We start from the raw sequence: 16,623 nt of genomic DNA, 5'->3' as shown, positions 1-16,623 counted from the left end.
CGATGGGCGGACGTCGCGTGGTGGAGCTACGGGTGCACGGCGTCTCCGGGACGTCGCCGGAGGAGCTGCTGGGGGACCCCCACCCGAGGCCGGCCCCGCCGGGCGGCGATCGCGGCCGGCGGGGCCGGCGTCCCCTCACCGGCTTCTACCGGCCCGCCGCGGGCACGTCCCTCGAGGGCTACGCGTGGGGAGGGCTCACCTCCGGGCGCGGGCTCCGCGCGCTGTGGCTGCTGCTGTTGCCGTTCGCGCTGGCCAACGTCGCACCCCGGATGCGTCCGCCCGGCGGGGCGCGCTCGCGCCCCGCGGTGTGGGCGCTGCTGACGCTCTCCCGGCTGCTCGCCCTCGCCCTGACCGCGACGTTCGTCGTCGCCGCGGCCGGGGTCGGGGTGGACCTGCTCGCGTGGCAGTGCGGCGGTGAACCGGGCCGCTGCCGCGCGTTCGTCGACGCCGTCGTGCCGCCGTCGTGGCCCCCGGGCGACCGCCTGCTCGTGGGCCTCGTCCTGCCCGCGGGCATGCTCGCGCTCGTCCACGTCCTGAGCCGGGCGACGGCGCGGCGCTACGAGGCGGTCGCCCGGCCGAGCGCCCCCGGCCCTGGGTCCGAGCGCGGCGCGGCGGACGACCTCGACCCCGGCCTCACCCACCCGTGGCTGTGGCGGGGCGAGCGGATGGTGCGCCGGACGCGCGGGATCCACCTGCAGGTCGGCGCGCTCGCGGTGGTGGTACTGGTGGCCGGGTCGCTCGCCGACCCCGGCTACCGGGACCTCGTGCGCGCGATCGGGCTGGCCACGATCGCCGCCGGGGCGCTGCTGCTCGCCTTGCCGCCCGTGGTGGGCAGGCGGGACCGCTCGGCGCTGCGGGGGCCCGTGCCGACGCTTTGGCTGCCGACGGCCGTGGCGTGCCTGATGGTCGTCTGGCCGCTCGCGACCGACCCCGCCGCGGTCCGGCCGGACCTGGGCGGGGCCCTCCGGTCGTACGACGCGATGATCACCTGGCTGTTCGCGGTGCAGGCCGCGTTGATCGTGCTCATCGCGGTCGCCGTGTTCGTCCTGCGCCGCGACACCCGCACCGACCTGCGGGAGGGGCAGGCGTTCCACGGGTTCGGCACGGTGCTCGCCGCGTCCGTGGCCTTCCAGTTGGGCGCGGCGTTCTCCGCCGGCGTGTACCTCGCGGCGGCCGGCTGGCTGTCGGAGGGCGACGTGCTGCCCGACCTGGTCGGCGCGCCGCGCGGGCAGGGCCTGCTGTTGCCGCCGTCGCTCCAGGTGACCGCGGTGGCGTTCGTGGCGGGCGCCGCGCTCGTCGGCGTGGCCGGGCTCACCGTGCTCCCGCGGCTGCTGGCCGGGTGGCGCTCCGAACGGATCGGCGAGCTGCTCGCCACCTACCCCGAGCGCTGCGCGGGCCGCGACCCGGCCCGCGACGAGGAGATCCGGAAGGTCTTCTGGCGGGCCCGGCTGGTCGACCTCGCGCCCGCGGTGCTCCTGCCGCTGCTCACCGCGCTCACGATCGGCGCCCTGCTCGTCACGGGGCTCCTCACCGCGGCGCTCTGGAGCGACGGCGCCCGGGCGGTCGTGGCCGCCATCGGCGAGCTGGACGGCGTCAGCGCCGTCGGGGCAGCCGGGATCGTGATCCTCCTGCTCGTCGCGACCGCCCTGGCCGTGGCGGCCCTCTCCGTGGAACGCACGCGGCGCGTGGTGGGGATCGTCTGGGACATCGCGGCGTTCTGGCCGCGGGCGGTGCACCCGCTCGCCCCGCCCTGCTACGCGGAGCGGACGGTGCCCGAGCTCATCGACCGGATCCGCTACCACGTCGGGTCGGGCGAACGGCCCGAGCCGGACGACTACCCGCGGGGTGCTCTGGTGCTCTCCGCGCACAGCCAGGGCAGCGTGATCGCCGCCGCCACCGTGCTGCAGCTCGGCGACGAGCCGGACCCGGCGACCACCGACGGGCTCGCCCTGCTCACCCACGGCTCCGTCCTGCGCCGCTTCTACAGCCGCTACTTCCCCGCCTACTTCGGTCGCCACGTGCTCGCGGAGTTGGCGGGGCGGATGCCGCGCTGGCGCAACCTGTGGCGGCTGAGCGACCCGCTCGGCGGGCCGGTGCTGGCCGACCTCGACGAGGCCCTGCACGCGGACCTGCGCGTCGACCGGCGGCTGGTCGACCCGCCCTACCACGCTCCGCCGGGCAGCCGCCCGGCCGGCCACTCGCGCTACCCGGACGACCCCGCCTACGGCCGGCAGCTCGAGGGGCTCGCGGCCGCGCTGACCTGCGCGCCGGCCTCGGTGTGCCGGGAGTGCCCGTGACGAGCCCCAGCCACGTCCTCCTGCGGCTGGTCCCGCCCCGGCCGAGCTTCCCCGCGGACATGACCGAGGCCGCGGCCGCGGCGATGGCCGAGCACTCCGCGAACTGGCACCGGCTGATGGCCGGGGGCCGCGTCGTCGCCTCCGGGCCGGTCGCCGGGCCGACCGGCGCTCGGGGCCTCGCCGTGCTCGAGGTCGGGTCCCGCGACGAGGCCGAGGCCATCGCCGCGGGCGACCCCGCGATCGCCTCCGGGACGCCGGCGCGCTTCGAGATCCACCCCGTGCCGGGCGCGGTCGTGCGGCCGCACCCGGCATGAGGGGGGTCAGCGTCTGCGGGTGCGCAGGTAGTCGGCCACGACCTCCGCGCCGAGCCCGTCCAGCGTCGGGGCCACCACCCGCCCGCTGCACCGGCGCGCCACGTCGTCGACGAACATCGCAAGGCGCGGGTCGTCGCCGAGCATGAAGAACGTTATCGAGGCCCGCAGGGCCGCGATCCTGTCCAGGGCGCCGATCGTGGCCCGCAGCGTCTCCGGGCTCGGCGGCCAGTCGAAGACCGCCTCGCCGTCCGGCTCCAGGTGGGCGGTCGGCTCGCCGTCGGTGACGACCAGGACCACCGGCTGGGCGTCCGGGTTGCGGCGCAGGTGCTCCCCGGCCAGCAGGAGCGCGTGGTGCAGGTTCGTGCCCTGCTCCCACACCCCCTCCAGGCCGACCAGCTCGCCGAGCTCCACCGTCCTGGCGTGCCGGCCGAAGGTGATGAGCTTCAGGTCGTCGCCGCGGAAGCGGGTGGAGATCAGCTGGTGCAGCGCGAGCGCCGTGCGCTTCATCGGCACCCAGCGCCCGTCCTGCACCATCGACCACGACGTGTCGACCAGCAGCGCCACCGCCGCGCGGGAGCGCTGCTCGGTCTCCACGATCTCCACGTCGGTCACGTCGAGCGGCCGATCGTCACCGCCTGCGCGGCGCAGCTGCGCGTTGAGCAGGGTGCGGGGCACGTTCCAGGCCTCGGTGTCGCCGAACGCCCACGGCCGGGTCGCGCCGGTCGCCTCGCCGGACGGGCCCGACCGGCGGTCCTCCCGCTCACCGCGGCGCGCCCCGATCCGGTCGACCACGTCGCGCAGCGCCGACTCGCCCAGCCGCCGCAGCGCCTTCGGCGACAGCTGCAGCGACCCGTCCGGGGCCCGCTCGAACAGGCCCTGGCGCTGCAGCTCGCGCTCCAGCTCCGCCAGCGCCTGCGCGTCCACCCGGGCCTGCTCGCCCAGGTGCTCGCCGAGCGCGTCGAGGTCGATGTCCTCCATCCGCGCGCCCGGGTAGCTCTGCGACAGCTGCTCGGCCAGCGCGTCGAGCTCCCCGAGCTGTTCCATCACCCGGGTGGCCTCGCCCATCCCGAGCGGGTTGTCGCCGCGGAACCGCCCGCGCCCCTCCCAGTCCTCGCCCGGGCGCAGGGACTGCAACTGGGCGTCCAGCTGGGAGAGCGCCTGCGCCAGGCGCGGGTCGCCGAACGCCTGCTGCGCGAGCTCCATGAGCTCGGCCCGCTGCTCGGCCGACATCGAGTTGAGCATCCGCTGGGCCGCGGCCGCGCGCTGCGCGAGCAGGTCGACCAGCTCGTCGGTGTTGCGCGGGTTCTCCGGGAAGAACTGGCCGTGCTTGGCCATGAACTCCTCGAACTGCCGCTGCGTGTCCCGGCCCTGCGCGTGGTTGGCCAGCAGGTCGTTCAGGTCGTCGAGCATCTCGCGGATCCGCTCGACGTCCTCGGGCGTGGCGTTCTGCATCGCCTGCTTCATGCCCTGGAAGCGCTGGTCGAGCATCTCCCGGCCGAGCAGGTCGCGGATCTCCTCGTAGGCGTCGCGGGCGTCCGAGGACTGCCAGTCGTAGTCGGCGAGCTCGCGGACCGCCGCGCCCGGGTTCGACGGGAGCGCGTCGAGCTGCATCTCCCGGAACCGCGCGTCGTCGGTGTCCTGGCGGCCCAGCACGTCGCGCTCGGCGTCGAGCGCCCGCTGCAGCAGCTCGCGGACCTGCTGCAGCGTCCCGTCGAGCCGGTTCTCGCGCTGCAGCCTGCTGCGGCGCTGCCACACCTCGCGGGTGAGGTCGTCCAGGCCGCGGCGCTCGCGGGTGCCGCGGCGCAGCAGCTCCTGCAGCGCGGTGCGCGGCGACGACCCCTCCATGACGTCCCGGCCGATCGCGTCCAGGGCTTCCCGGATGTCGACGGGCGGGGCCAGCGGGTCGGGCCCGCCGACGTAAGGGCCGTACCGCAACCACCGGTCTCGTCTTGCCATGATTACAACGCTACGCCCGATGGGGCGATCAGCGCGTGGTTCCCGGACACCGCGAGCACCGGACCGGGCAGCGGGACCCGCTCCGGGCGCACGGCGTGGTAGGCGCGCGGCGACCGCGCGCTCGACAGCTGGATGCCCCACGTCCACAGGCCGCCGTCGCGGTCGATCGCGACGGCGGTACCCCTGCCGGCGCCGATCCAGCGAGCCGGGGGCAGGCCCTCGATGCGGGTCGGCACCGCGCTGACGTGGTCGTCCTCCCGCCCGTCGGCCAGCAACCCGTTCCCGCCGCGCCCCCACGCCCACACCCCACCGTGGCGATCCAACGCGAAGGCGGCGTGGTTCGCGCCGGCCACCTGCACGACGTCGGCGAGGCCCGCGATCGCTCGGGGACGGCCCGTCTGCCCGCCGAGGGGGGTCACGGCGAGCAGGCCGAAGGCGTTGTTGCCCCAGGCGCAGACGCTCCCGTCGCCCCGCGCCGCGACCACGGCACCGCCGGCCGCCGCGAGGGAGACGACACCCGAGACGCCGCGCACCGTCGTCAACGCGGTGCCGTCGCGGTCGCCGAGCTGGGCGGTCACGTTGATCCCCCAGCCCGCGACCCGGCCGTCGGTGCGCAGGGCGAGCGCGGTGAGGTCGCCCTCGGCGATCGCGTGCACGTCGCGCAACCCGTCGAGCGGGACGGGTTGCGCGACGTGGTCGCGACCGCTGTTCACGGCCCCGCCGTTGGCGAGGAGCCCCTGGCCCCAGGCCAGCACCGTGCCGTCGGCCCGCACCACGAACGCCGCGTCACCGACCGCGTGGACCGAGCGCGCGTCGGTGATACCGGGGACCGGCTGCGGCGCCATGGCGATGTGCCGGCCGAGATCCCCGTCGCCGAGGCTGCCGTGGAACCCGAGGCCGTACCCCTCCACCGTGCCGTCCGCCCGTACCGCGAACGCGGTATGGCCCGTGCTCGCGATGGACACGACGTCGGTCCAGCCGGGCACGGGTTCGGGGCCGTTCTCGCCGAACGTGGGCGTGGGCGAGTCGGCCGTCGTGAACGGCGGCCGCCACGCGTAGACGGTGCCGGGCACCGCCCGGTCCGACGACGGGCCGCCCGGCACGTCACGGCACTCCGGCGCCCCGAGCACCGCCCGGTCCGCGGGCGTGCACCCGACGAGGCCGAGCAGGGCCGAGACCGAGACGGCGAGGACCGCACGGAGTGCGGACGGGGAACGCATGCCGAGCAGTCTTGCGCCCGTTCCCCGCCGGCGGATCCGTAGATCCCCGGAGGGGGCGGCTCAGCCGTAGCTGACGGCGTCGCCCTCGTCCGAGGCCTCCTTCGCCAGGCGGCGCGTGAGGTACAGCAGCTCGAGCGCGAGCTCGGCCGCGCTCGCCATCGGGCCAGGGTCCTCGGTGCCCGCCGCGTCGAGCCGACGGGCGACCTCGGTGAGCTCCGGGGCGGCCGGCAGCGCCGACACCACCTCGACCGCGGGCACCCGCTCCCCGGTGCGCACCGGGGCCTCGGCCACGGCCTCGGCCAGCGGGTTCAGGTCGATCCCGCGCAGCCGGGCCCGGGCGGTGTCGGCCGTGGCGCGGCGCAGCAGGTGCTCGAGGTGCTCCATCTCGCGCCCCTCCTCACCGGAGGCGAACTCGAGCTTCCCGCGCAGCACCGCGGGCACCGCCTCGAGGTCGACGGGCCGGGCGAAGGCGCGCTCCTCGCCGGTGATCGCGGCCCGCCGGAGGGCCGCCGCGGCGACGGTCTCGGCGGCCGCGACGGCGAACCGGGCCGAGACGCCGGAGCCCTGGTCGATCGCGCTCGACTCGCGCAGCGAGCGGGTGAACCGGGCGATCACCTCGATCAGGTGGCGCGGCACCTCCGCGACGAGCTCGGCCTCCTGCTGGACCAGCGCGATCTCGTCGGACAGCTCCAGCGGGTAGTGCGTGCGCACCTCGGCGCCGAACCGGTCCTTGAGCGGGGTGATGATCCGCCCGCGGTTGGTGTAGTCCTCCGGGTTGGCGCTCGCCACGAGCAGCACGTCGAGCGGCAGCCGCAGCGTGTAGCCGCGGACCTGGATGTCGCGCTCCTCCATGACGTTGAGCAGCGCCACCTGGATGCGCTCGGCGAGGTCGGGCAGCTCGTTGATCGTGACGATGCCGCGGTGGGCCCGCGGCACGAGGCCGTAGTGGATGGTCTCCGGGTCGCCGAGCGATCGGCCCTCGGCGACCTTGACGGGGTCGACGTCGCCGATCAGGTCGGCGACCGCGGTGTCGGGGGTGGCGAGCTTCTCGGTGTAGCGCTCGTCGCGGTGGCGCCACGCCACCGGCAGGTCGTCGCCCAGCTCGGCGGCGCGCCGCTTCGACGCGGGCGTGATGGGGGCGTACGGGTGCTCGCCGATCTCGGAGCCCTCGATGACCGGGCTCCACTCGTCGAGGAGGTTGACCAGGGAGCGCAGCAGGCGGGTCTTGCCCTGGCCGCGCTCGCCGAGCAGCACGACGTCGTGGCCGGCGATCAGGGCGCGTTCCAGCTGCGGGATCACGGTGGACTCGAACCCGACGATGCCGGGCCACGGGTCGCGCCCCTCGGACAGCGCGGCGAGCAGGTTGGAGCGGATCTCGTCCTTGACGCCACGGAGCTCGTGGCCGGACGCGCGGAGCGCGCCCACGGTGCGGGGGAATCCAGAAGGCACGTAATCAACGTTACGCCCGTCACCTCGGGCGCGGCGCCCGAGATCCCGTTGACCTCAACTTAACTTCAACTCCTAGTGTCCGTGGCGAGATCGGAACGAGCGAGGAGACGACACGGTGAAGGCCATCCGGCAGTACGAGTTCGGACCGGCGGAGACGCTGCGCCACGAGGAGGTCGCCGACCCGGTGCCCGGCGAGGGACAGGTGCTCGTCCGGGTCGCCGCAGCGGGCGTGCACCTGGTGGACACCGCGATCCGCTCCGGGAAGAGCGGCGGGCCGTTCCCCCTCCCCCAGCTGCCGATGACGCCCGGCCGCGAGGTGGCCGGCACCGTCGCGGCCGTCGGGCCCGGGGCCGACCCGGCGTGGGTGGGCAAGCGGGTCGTGGCGCACCTGGGCATGGCGAGCGGCGGCTACGCCGAGCTCGCCGTCGCCCAGGAGGCGTCGCTGCACGAGATCCCGGACCCGCTCACCGACGAGGCGGCGGTCGCGATGATCGGGACCGGGCGCACCGCGGTCGGCATCCTCGACGCCGCGGAGATCGAGGCCGAGGACGTCGTCCTCATCCCGGCCGCGGCGGGCGGGCTCGGGAGCCTGTTCGTGCAGGCGGCCCGCGGGGCCGGGGCCGTCGCCGTCGGGCTCGCCGGCGGGCCGGAGAAGGTGCGGCAGGTCGAGGCGCTCGGCGCCGACGTCGCCGTCGACTACCGCGAGCCGGACTGGCCGGAGCGGGTCCGCGCCGCGCTCGACGGGCGCGAGCCCACCGTGCTGCTCGACGGCGTGGGCGGCGCGGTCGGCCGGGCCGCGTTCGAGATGCTCGGCACCGGCGGGCGGATCGTGATGTTCGGCTGGACCTCCGGCGAGGTCACGCCGTTCACCGGCGCCGACATCGCCGAGAGGTCGCTGTCGGTCGGGTGGGTCACCGGGCCGCGGATGGTGAAGCGCTACGGCGGGCTGCGCGGGCTGGAAACCCGCGCGCTGTCGGAGGCGGCGGCCGGGCGGCTCGTGCCGCTCGTGAACCCGCCGTTCCCGCTGGCCGACGCCGCGGGGGCGCACCGGGCGCTGGAGAACCGGGAGACGACCGGCAAGGTCGTCCTCGTGCCCTGACCCCGACTCACCCGCACCCAGCGCGCGACTCGCCGGCACTCGGAGCGCGACTCGCCGGGGTTCTCGGCGAGTCGCGCTCTCGCTGTGCGCGAGTCGCGTTCCCGGTGCGGGTGAATTGTGATCTGAGTGCGCCCCGGGAATGCGCTCCCACCGGACGCGGTTCCACCTCGACGTGCGTTCTCCTGGGCGATCTGCCACCTTGCTCGGTCTGCTGTTCGGCCTCGCCGGCATGTCGACGTCGGCGGTCACCGTCGCGCTCCCGGAGCTCGGGGCGGACCTCGAGGTCAGCGCCGCCACCGCGGCCTGGATGGTGAGCGCCTACACCGTGGCGCTCGCCGTCGCGACGCCCGCCCACGGCCGGATCGCCGACATGATCGGCATCCGGCTCCCCCTCGCGCTCGGCACGGGCGCGATGGCCGTCGGCGCGCTGGTCTCCGCGCTCGCCCCCTCGTTCGGCGTGCTGATCGTGGCGCGCGTGCTGCAAGGTGCCGGCGCCGCCGCCGTTCCGGTGCTCGCGACCGCGCTGATCAGCGCCCGGTTCACCGGCGCGGACCGCGGGGCGGCCCTCGGCCGCATCGCGGGCGTGGCCGCCACGCTCGGCTCGCTCGGCCCGCTGGTCGGGGGCAGCCTCGAGGCGCTCGGTGGATGGCGGCTGGCCGTGGCGCTGCCCGTGCTCGGCGCGCTCGCGATCGTGCCGCTCTGGCGGGTCTCCCCCGCGGTCGGCACCGGCGAGCGCATCGACGTCCTCGGCGCGCTGCTGGTCGCGGTCGCGGCCTCCGGGCTGGTGCTGCTCATCCAGTCCCCCTCGGCGGGGGCCGTCGCCGCCGCCGTCGGCGCGGTGCTGCTCGTCGTCGGGGCCCCGCTGCTCGCCCTGCGCGTCCGCGCGCACCCGCACGGGTTCCTGCCGCGCGAGATCGTCACCAACACCACGGTGCTGCGCAGCGCGTTCGCAGCGGCCGCCGTCCCCGCGAGCTGGTTCGCCCTGCTCCTCGGGGTGCCGCTCTCGGCCGCGTCGTGGGGCTGGTCCCCGTTCGCGACGGGCCTGCTGCTGGTGCCGTCCGCGGTGATCGGTTTCGTCTCCCCGCGGATCGCCCGCACCCTGCTCGCCCGGATCGGCCCGCGCCGCTCGATCGCGCTGGCGTGCCCCACCGCCGTGATCGCCCTGCTCACGGCCGCCACGGGCGCCTTCCTGGAGTCCCCGACGCTCCTCGCGCTCGCGGTGGTGCTGGTCAGCGGGGCGTTCGGGATCGGCCAGCCGGCGATGATCTCGTCGGTCGGCTCCGCGGTCCGCGAGGCCCAGCGCGGCGTCGCGCTCGGCATCGCGACGCTGGTGTTCCTCACCGGCGCCAGCGTCGGTGCGGCGCTCGTGGGCGGGCTCGCCTCCCTCATCGGCGTGCCCACGGCGTTCTGCCTGCTGGTGGTGCTCCCGCTGGCCGGCCTCACCGCGCTGCTGCTCGGCGGGCCGGACCGGGTGGAGGCCGAGCCGGTCCCCGCCTGACGGATCAGGCCGAGGTCGGCCAGCGCCCCACGGTGCGGCGCCCGCCCTCGGCGTCGACGAGCAGCGCCGGGAGGCCCAGCTCGTCGAGCCACTCGGGGGCGGCCGCCCCGCGCAGCAGCGCCCCGGCGCACGCCGCGCTGGCCGCCGGCGCGTCGGCCGCCGCCACCGTGACCGACCGCCACGCCGGCACGACCGTGCGCCCGGTGGCCGGCACGACGAACGGCTGCAGCCGGTCGGGCCGGCCCGGCCGCACCGCGCTGACCGACGAGATCGCGCCGCCGTCGATCGCCACCAGGTCGCACTCGGCGCCCGGCGCGTCCCGCAGCTGCACCCGCCAGCCGCCGACCGGGGCGAGCCCGGACGTGGCGACGTGGTCGCCGAACGCCACGAGCACCCCGCAGGAGAAGTCCTCCGCCACGCGCTCGGCGCAGCGCTGGGCGATCAGGGCCGCCGCGGCGGGCCCGGGCGCCACGTGCCAGCCGTCGCGGGTGCGCATCGCGGCGGTGAACGCCATCTGCCACGCCGTCGGCGCCGTCCGGTGCACGTCGGTGCCTGCCGCCACGCCCGCGATGCCGTAGGGGAACGGGCGGGGCGCGGGGCGCGCCGCCCCGCCGAGCAGCTCGACGAGCCGCGCCTCGCGGCGGGCCGCCGGGAGCCGCCGCCTGCCGACCGCCTCCACGATCGCGCCGAGAAGCTCCGCCACCTGCAGGCGGGCGTGGTGCATCGCCCAGGGGTCGGTGACCACCAGCCGGAACGGTTCGTCCCACGCCGTCCAGGCGGTGCTGACGGTCGCGGTGCGGATACCGGTGTGCAGCGAGATCGTCATCGTGCGCCTCCCGGGTCGTGCAGCCGGAAGCACACGTTGGCAGATGAACGCTGTGACGACGCTGTGAGCAGATCCCCGATCGGGGGTGATCCCCACCCCCGGTCCGGGGGCTGCCCGGCTCACCAGCGGCGCGCGCCTCGCGCAGGGTCGGGGCATGACCAGCAGCACGATCACCGACGCGTCGGCGGGCCCCGCCGGCAGCGACTTCGCCCGCCTGTCCGCGCGGGTGGCGGCCGCCGGCCTGATGCGCCGCCGGCCCGGCTACTACCTGGCCCGCTTCGCGCTCGTCGGCGCGTTCGCCGCGGCCACCGCCGCCGCCTTCGTCCTGCTCGGCGACTCGCCCTGGCAGCTCGCCGTGGCCGTGGCCGCCGCCGTCCTCCACGGCCAGATCGCGCTGCTCGCCCACGACGTCGCCCACCGGCAGGTCTTCCGCACCCGCCGACCCTCGGCGATCGTCGGGCGGATCCTCGGCAACCTCGGCATCGGCATGTCCTACGGCTGGTGGATGGACAAGCACACCCGCCACCACGCCAACCCGAACCACGAGGGCCTCGACCCCGACGTCGAGCCGGGCGCGCTGGCCTGGACCGGCGAGCAGGCCGGCGCGAGCCGCGGGATCAACCGGTGGCTCAACCGGCATCAGGCGGTCCTGTTCTTCCCGCTGCTCACCCTCGCCGGCCTCGACCTGCGCCGGGCGAGCCTGCAGGGCCTGCTCGGCGCGAACGGGGCGCGGGTGCGCCGGCGCGGGCTCGAGCTCGCGCTGCTGGCCGCGCACGCCGCCGGCTACCTCGGGGCGCTGTTCACCGTGCTGCCGCCCGGGCTCGCGCTGGCGTTCCTCGCCGTGCACCAGGGCCTGTTCGGCGTCTACCTCGGTTCGATCTTCGCCCCGAACCACAAGGGGATGCCCATGCCCACCGAGCGCATGGACTTCCTGCGCAAGCAGGTGCTCACCTCGCGCAACGTCGCGGGCGGGCGCCTCACCGACGGTCTGGTGCACGTCGTCATGGGCGGGCTGAACCACCAGATCGAGCACCACCTGTTCCCGAGCATGCCGACGCCGAACCTGCGCCGGGCCCGGCCGATCGTGCGCGGGTTCTGCGCCGAGATCGGGGTGCCCTACCACGAGACGGGGCTGGTGCGGTCGTGGGCGGAGTCGCTGCGGCAGCTGAAGGAGGCGAGCGCCCCGCTGCGGTCCTGACCGCCGGAGCCGGGCGCGGGAGGCCGTAACGGGGCGGGCCCGGCGGGCGACTCCACCGGCCGTCAGGCCATGTTGCGGGACGGGGCCCCGGCTGCTGGGGAGCGGGCCGGGGCCCCGTCACAACCCCGAACAGCCACAACCCCGAACAACCCCGTCAGGACAGCAGCAGGAGCCCGGTCGGGATCGCGACGAGCCCGACCGCGGCCAGCCGCACCAGCAGCCGCACCGCGGCGGGCAGCGGCGCGGGCGGGCGGGTGATCCGCAGCAGGCGCCGGTCGAGCGCGTCGGTGAACGAGCTGAGCGCGGCCGCCGGGGCGGCGCCGCCGACCGTGCGCAGCGCCCCCGTGAGCTGCTTCGGGGTGACCGCGGCCGAGGCGACGTCGTCGGCGCGCATCTCCACGAGCGCGGCGACGGCGACCTGCGCGCACACCATCCCGCGGACGAACGGGGCGGTCGCCCCCCACGCGACGAACGGCAGCACGACGAGGTCGTGCCGCTCCCGCAGGTGGGCCTGCTCGTGGGCGAGCACGGCCTTCACCGCCGGCGGGTCGAGCGCGTCCAGCACCCCGGCGGAGACCACGAGCCGCGACCGCAGGCCGGGCAGGCAGTAGGCGACGGGCACCGGGTGGTCGAGCACCTGGGCGTGCGGCACGTCCGGCCACGGCGTGGCGAGCAGGTCGAGCAGGTCGCGGTGCCGCTGCCGGGCCCGCAACGTGCGCACGGTGACCAGGATGAGCACCCCGACCAGCCGCAGTGCCAGCACGAACGCCGCGACGAGCGCGAGCACGTGGCTGACGCCCAGCTCCGGCAGCTCCCCGGCCGAGAGGACGTCGACGGCGTTGCCCACCGCCGCGGGCAGCGTGGGCCCCAGCGGCGCGAGGCCGTAGACGACCCCGGAGCCCAGCAGGGCCAGGCCCCCGGCCAGCCCGATGGCCTGCCACACCAGCAGCGCGCCCACCGGGTCGCGCGCCGGCCACTGCGCACGGGCCAGCGAGCGGCTGACCGGCTCGGCGAGCAGCACGCCGAGCGCGAGCAGCAGCAATGCCGCGACCTCCATGCGGCCTAGTCTCCCGGACCGCCCGAACGGCACGGCACCCGGCGGTACCCACGTTGCGCCGAGTGACGTCGCGGCCACCACCCGGTGTGGGGCACGGCCGAGGTCAGTCGAGGAGCTCGCGCAGGGCGGCGCGTTCGTCCTCGGGGATCGAACCGAGGAAGCGGGCCAGCGCGGCGCCCCGGTCGGGAGCGGCGTCGAGTGCGTCGCGCATCAGCTCGGCGACGTGGTCCTCGCGGCTCGCGACGGCCCGGTAGCGGTGGGCGCGGCCCTCCCGCTCCCGGGTGACGAGCCCCTTGCGCTCCAGCCTGCCCAGCACCGTGAGCACGGTCGTCGTGGCGAGCTCGCGGCCGGCGAGCGCGTCCTGGACGTCACGGGCCGTGACAGGTGCGCTGGCCGACCAGAGGGTCTCCATCACGGCACGTTCGAGCTCACCCAGTGTCGGCACGAAGGCCATTCTACTTGAGGTAGAACCCCCGACACCACCTAGTGGATCTGGACTTCGTCACCGACCTGCAGGAAGTAGAAGAACGCCTGCGCGTTCTCCCGGTCGAGCTTGACGCATCCCGCGGACGGCGTGTCCTGCGCACCCTCGTGGAAGGCGATCCCGCCGTCGGCGAAGAACACCGAGTACGGCATCTGCCGCAGGTACTCGCGGCTCGTGTACTCCTCGGCCTTCCACTGCACCGTGAACGTGCCGCGCGGGGTCGGGTCCGCCGCGTCGCCGTGCTGGATCGACACCGGGCCCCGGACGATCCTGCCGTTGTCGATCAGCCAGGCCTGCCGCTCGTCGAGCGCCACGCAGGCGCGCGCGGTGGCTGTGCAGGGCGTGCCGTGGACCAGCGGCGGCGGCGGGGGCGGCGCGGGGGCCGGAGCCGGCTCGGCGGGCGGAGGTGCCTGCTCCGGCGACGGGGCCGGGGCGGGAGCAGGAGGTGCGGCGGCGTTGAGCCGCGCGGGTGCGGCGGTGCGGTCCGCGTCGTCGACATCGTCGAGGTCCGCCCCGCGATCGCGCGCGGCGGTGCGGTCCGCGCCGCGGGAGGGCGCGGCGGTGCGCGTGTGCTCGACGGGACTCGCGGGCGCCGCCACCGGCGACTCCGCGGGAAGATCGGGCCCGACGAGCGGCGGGGCCGCCTGCGCGTACCCCAGACCCAACAGACCAGTGGCGACCACCGTCACCAGTGCGCCCACCGCAACCGCCACACCCGGTTGCCGCCGCGCGTGTCTTCCCATCTCGCCTCCTGAATTCCTGACCCGTCAACGATCAGTCGCCTCGGAGGTGACGGACCGTCATCCGGCGTGCACGCGGAGTTCCGCCCGGTGTGAGCATGATCACGAATCCGGCCGGGGTCGCCGTAAGCTGCGGCGCATGGTGGCGGGGGAAGTGCGCATGGGCACGGCGGCCGGGCGCTGGGTGCTCGCCACGACGGTGCTGGGCTCGGGGCTGGTGTTCATCGACGGCACCGTGGTGAACGTGGCGCTCGAGCGCATCGGCACCGAGCTCGACGCGGGGTTCACCGGCCTGCAGTGGACGGTGAACGCCTACACGCTCGCGCTCGCGTCGCTGATCCTGCTCGGCGGCTCGCTCGGCGACCACCTCGGCCGCAGGCGGGTGTTCGTCATCGGGGTCGCCTGGTTCGCGCTGGCCTCGCTCGCCTGCGGGCTCGCCCCCGACATCGGCACGCTCATCGCCGCGCGGGCGCTGCAGGGCGTGGGCGGCGCGCTGCTGACGCCGGGCAGCCTCGCGCTGATCTCGGCCTCGTTCCACGGGCCCGACCGGGCCGCCGCCGTGGGCGCGTGGTCCGGGCTGGGCGGGATCGCGGGCGCGGTGGCGCCGTTCCTCGGCGGCTGGCTCGTCGAGTGGAGCTGGCGGGCGGTCTTCCTGATCAACCTCCCGCTGGCCGCGCTGATCATCGCCATCGCGCTGCGCCACGTGCCGGAGAGCCGCGACACCGAGTCGGCACCCGGGCTCGACGTGGCGGGCACCGTGCTGGCGGTGGTGGGGCTCGGGGCGCTGACCCACGGCCTCACCGGGCTCGGCGAGCGCGGCCCCGAGCCGGTCGCGCTGGTCGCCGTCGCCGCGGGCGCGCTCGCCCTGGCGGTGTTCGTGCTGGTCGAGCTGCGCTCACCGCACCCGCTGGTGCCGCCCGCCCTGTTCCGGGACCGGACGTTCAGCGCCGCCAACCTCGCCACCGTCCTCATCTACGGCGCGATGGGCGTGGTGTTCCTGCTGCTGGTGCTGCAGCTGCAGACCGTCGCCGGGTTCCCGCCGGTCGCGGCGGGCGCCGCGCTGCTCCCGGTCACCGCCCTCATGCTGGTGTTCTCCGCCCGGGCCGGCGCGTTGGCCGGGCGGATCGGGCCGCGGCTGCCGATGACGGTGGGCCCGCTGGTCGCCGCCGCGGGGCTGCTCCTGCTGCTGCGCGTGGGGGTGGGCGCGTCGTGGCTCGCCGACGTGCTGCCGGCGATGGTCGTGTTCGGGGCCGGGCTCACGCTCACCGTCGCCCCGCTCACCGCCACCGTTCTCGACTCCGCCCCCGACCGCTACGCGGGCGCCGCGTCCGGGGTGAACAACGCGGTGGCGAGGGCCGCGGGGCTGCTCGCCGTCGCCGTCGTGCCCGGGATCGCCGGCATCTCGGGCGGCGACTACACCGACCCCGTGGTGTTCGACGCAGGCTTCCGCACGGCGATCCTGATCGGCGCCGGCTGCATGGTCGCCGCCGCGCTCACCGCGTTCGCGTTGGTCCGCAGGCCGCCCGCAGCGGCGGAACCGGCGCCGGGCGGCCTGCGGGTGGAGGAGTGCCTGCACTGCCCGATGACGGGCCCGGCGCAGCACCCCTCCGACGCCCCGCGGTGACGAGGGTCAGGTCAGGTTCAGCGCCGCCGAGAGCTCGCGCAGCGCAGGCAGCGGGTCGCCGGCGGTGAGCACCTGCGCGCAGACGTGGTCGGCACCCGCGTCGAGGTGGGCCCTCAGCCGCGCGGCCACCGCCTCGACGTCCCCGTGGGCCACGAGCGCGTCGACGAGCGCGTCGCTGCCGCCGTTGTCGAGGTCGGCCTCGCTCCAGCCGAGCCGCTGCAGGTTCGACCGGTAGTTGACCAGGTGCAGGTAGGGCCGGTCGACGGCCGGGCGGGCGATCGACCTCGCCCGCTCGACGTCGGTGTCCAGCACCACCTTCTGCTCGGGGGCGAGCAGCACGCCGTCACCGACGATCTCGCGCGCCTGCCTCGTGTGCTCGGGCGTCGTCAGGTAGGGGTGGGCCCCCGCCGTGCGGTCGGCGGCCAGCCGCAGCGCCTTCGGCCCGAGCGCGGCGAGCACCCGGCCCGCGGTGGGCACGCCGGCGACGTCCAGCTCGTCGAGGTAGGCGACCATCGTCGCGTACGGGCTGCGGTACTCCTTCGTGGCCTCGGGGTGCCCGATCCCGACCCCGAGCAGGAACCGGTCGGGGTGCTTGGCGGCGATCCGGTGGTAGGACGCCGCCGCCTCCGCCGCGGGCGTCTTCCACATGTTCACGATCCCGGTGGCGACGGCGATCCGCTCCGTCGCGTCGAGCAGCTGTTCCGCCAGCGCGAGGTCCCCCGAGGGCGACCCGCCGATCCAGATGGCGCCGTAGCCGAGCTTCTCCGCCTCGGTCGCGAACTCGGGCGTCAGATCCGTGCAGCGTCGCCAGATCCCGTACCGTCCAACATCGACCGTCATGACCCCGACCAACACGGCCGG

Annotated in this window: 14 protein-coding genes; 6 read left to right on the top strand and 8 right to left on the bottom strand. The window is 76.0% G+C overall.

Annotated elements, in window-relative coordinates; translation table 11 throughout:
- Nucleotides 1-2: 2 nt before the first annotated feature.
- Both VKZ81_RS18765 and VKZ81_RS18760 read left to right on the top strand, forming a co-directional pair.
- Nucleotides 3-2,297: a hypothetical protein gene (locus VKZ81_RS18765; protein WP_324242895.1), complete on the top strand. Its 2,295-nt coding sequence runs from the start codon at nucleotides 3-5 to the stop codon at nucleotides 2,295-2,297.
- Entirely contained in the window at nucleotides 2,294-2,611 is a 318-nt protein-coding gene (locus tag VKZ81_RS18760; protein WP_324242894.1) for a YciI family protein, read from the top strand. The genes VKZ81_RS18765 and VKZ81_RS18760 overlap by 4 nt, the downstream gene beginning before the upstream one ends.
- 6 nt (nucleotides 2,612-2,617) lie before the next feature.
- Here VKZ81_RS18760 and VKZ81_RS18755 read toward each other — a convergent pair whose 3' ends face one another.
- From VKZ81_RS18755 to VKZ81_RS18745, 3 genes are read right to left on the bottom strand one after another with little or no spacing between them, the layout of a single operon-like run.
- A complete protein-coding gene (locus tag VKZ81_RS18755; RefSeq protein ID WP_324242893.1) occupies nucleotides 2,618-4,567 on the bottom strand; it encodes a vWA domain-containing protein in 1,950 nt (649 codons plus the stop codon).
- Nucleotides 4,568-4,569: 2 nt separating this feature from the next.
- The gene (locus VKZ81_RS18750) at nucleotides 4,570-5,787 is read right to left on the bottom strand and encodes an RCC1 domain-containing protein (RefSeq protein WP_324242892.1); all 1,218 of its coding nucleotides are present in this window, start codon (nucleotides 5,785-5,787) and stop codon (nucleotides 4,570-4,572) included.
- Nucleotides 5,788-5,847: 60 nt separating this feature from the next.
- Nucleotides 5,848-7,236 carry an ATP-binding protein gene (locus VKZ81_RS18745; RefSeq protein ID WP_324242891.1) on the bottom strand — a complete coding sequence of 463 codons (1,389 nt, stop codon included), beginning with the start codon at nucleotides 7,234-7,236 and terminating at the stop codon, nucleotides 5,848-5,850.
- A gap of 115 nt (nucleotides 7,237-7,351) precedes the next feature.
- Between VKZ81_RS18745 and VKZ81_RS18740 the strand changes: the two genes are divergently transcribed.
- On the top strand, nucleotides 7,352-8,335 hold the full coding sequence (locus VKZ81_RS18740) for a zinc-binding dehydrogenase (protein WP_324242890.1): 984 nt from the start codon (nucleotides 7,352-7,354) through the stop codon (nucleotides 8,333-8,335).
- Nucleotides 8,336-8,534: 199 nt separating this feature from the next.
- Nucleotides 8,535-9,833: an MFS transporter gene (locus tag VKZ81_RS18735; protein ID WP_324242889.1), complete on the top strand. Its 1,299-nt coding sequence runs from the start codon at nucleotides 8,535-8,537 to the stop codon at nucleotides 9,831-9,833.
- Between the two features lie 4 nt (nucleotides 9,834-9,837).
- Here the strand turns inward: VKZ81_RS18735 and VKZ81_RS18730 are convergent, their stop codons facing one another.
- Nucleotides 9,838-10,659: an FAD:protein FMN transferase gene (locus tag VKZ81_RS18730; RefSeq protein ID WP_324242888.1), complete on the bottom strand. Its 822-nt coding sequence runs from the start codon at nucleotides 10,657-10,659 to the stop codon at nucleotides 9,838-9,840.
- 154 nt (nucleotides 10,660-10,813) lie between these two features.
- Here VKZ81_RS18730 and VKZ81_RS18725 point away from each other — a divergent pair, with 154 nt between their 5' ends.
- Complete coding sequence (locus VKZ81_RS18725; protein WP_324242887.1) at nucleotides 10,814-11,857, top strand: fatty acid desaturase family protein; 1,044 nt, start codon at nucleotides 10,814-10,816, stop codon at nucleotides 11,855-11,857.
- A 154-nt stretch (nucleotides 11,858-12,011) separates the two neighbouring features.
- Here the strand turns inward: VKZ81_RS18725 and VKZ81_RS18720 are convergent, their stop codons facing one another.
- From VKZ81_RS18720 to VKZ81_RS18710, 3 genes are all read right to left on the bottom strand, one after another.
- On the bottom strand, nucleotides 12,012-12,914 hold the full coding sequence (locus VKZ81_RS18720; RefSeq protein WP_324242886.1) for a M56 family metallopeptidase: 903 nt from the start codon (nucleotides 12,912-12,914) through the stop codon (nucleotides 12,012-12,014).
- Nucleotides 12,915-13,017: 103 nt separating this feature from the next.
- The gene (locus VKZ81_RS18715; RefSeq protein WP_414709408.1) at nucleotides 13,018-13,368 is read right to left on the bottom strand and encodes a BlaI/MecI/CopY family transcriptional regulator; all 351 of its coding nucleotides are present in this window, start codon (nucleotides 13,366-13,368) and stop codon (nucleotides 13,018-13,020) included.
- 29 nt (nucleotides 13,369-13,397) lie between these two features.
- On the bottom strand, nucleotides 13,398-14,081 hold the full coding sequence (locus VKZ81_RS18710; RefSeq protein ID WP_324242884.1) for a L,D-transpeptidase: 684 nt from the start codon (nucleotides 14,079-14,081) through the stop codon (nucleotides 13,398-13,400).
- 196 nt (nucleotides 14,082-14,277) lie between these two features.
- On the opposite strand from VKZ81_RS18710, the gene VKZ81_RS18705 reads away from it, so the two are divergent.
- A complete protein-coding gene (locus VKZ81_RS18705) occupies nucleotides 14,278-15,762 on the top strand; it encodes an MFS transporter (RefSeq protein ID WP_324242883.1) in 1,485 nt (494 codons plus the stop codon).
- Nucleotides 15,763-15,768: 6 nt separating this feature from the next.
- Here VKZ81_RS18705 and VKZ81_RS18700 read toward each other — a convergent pair whose 3' ends face one another.
- Complete coding sequence (locus VKZ81_RS18700; protein ID WP_324242966.1) at nucleotides 15,769-16,602, bottom strand: LLM class F420-dependent oxidoreductase; 834 nt, start codon at nucleotides 16,600-16,602, stop codon at nucleotides 15,769-15,771.
- Nucleotides 16,603-16,623 lie beyond the last annotated feature (21 nt).

Source organism: Pseudonocardia sp. (genome assembly GCF_035305885.1).
In the GTDB taxonomy this organism is placed as follows: Bacteria; Actinomycetota; Actinomycetes; order Mycobacteriales; family Pseudonocardiaceae; genus Pseudonocardia.
Note: the sequence above shows the minus strand (reverse complement) of the source record. Positions and strands in the feature narration are given on the sequence as shown.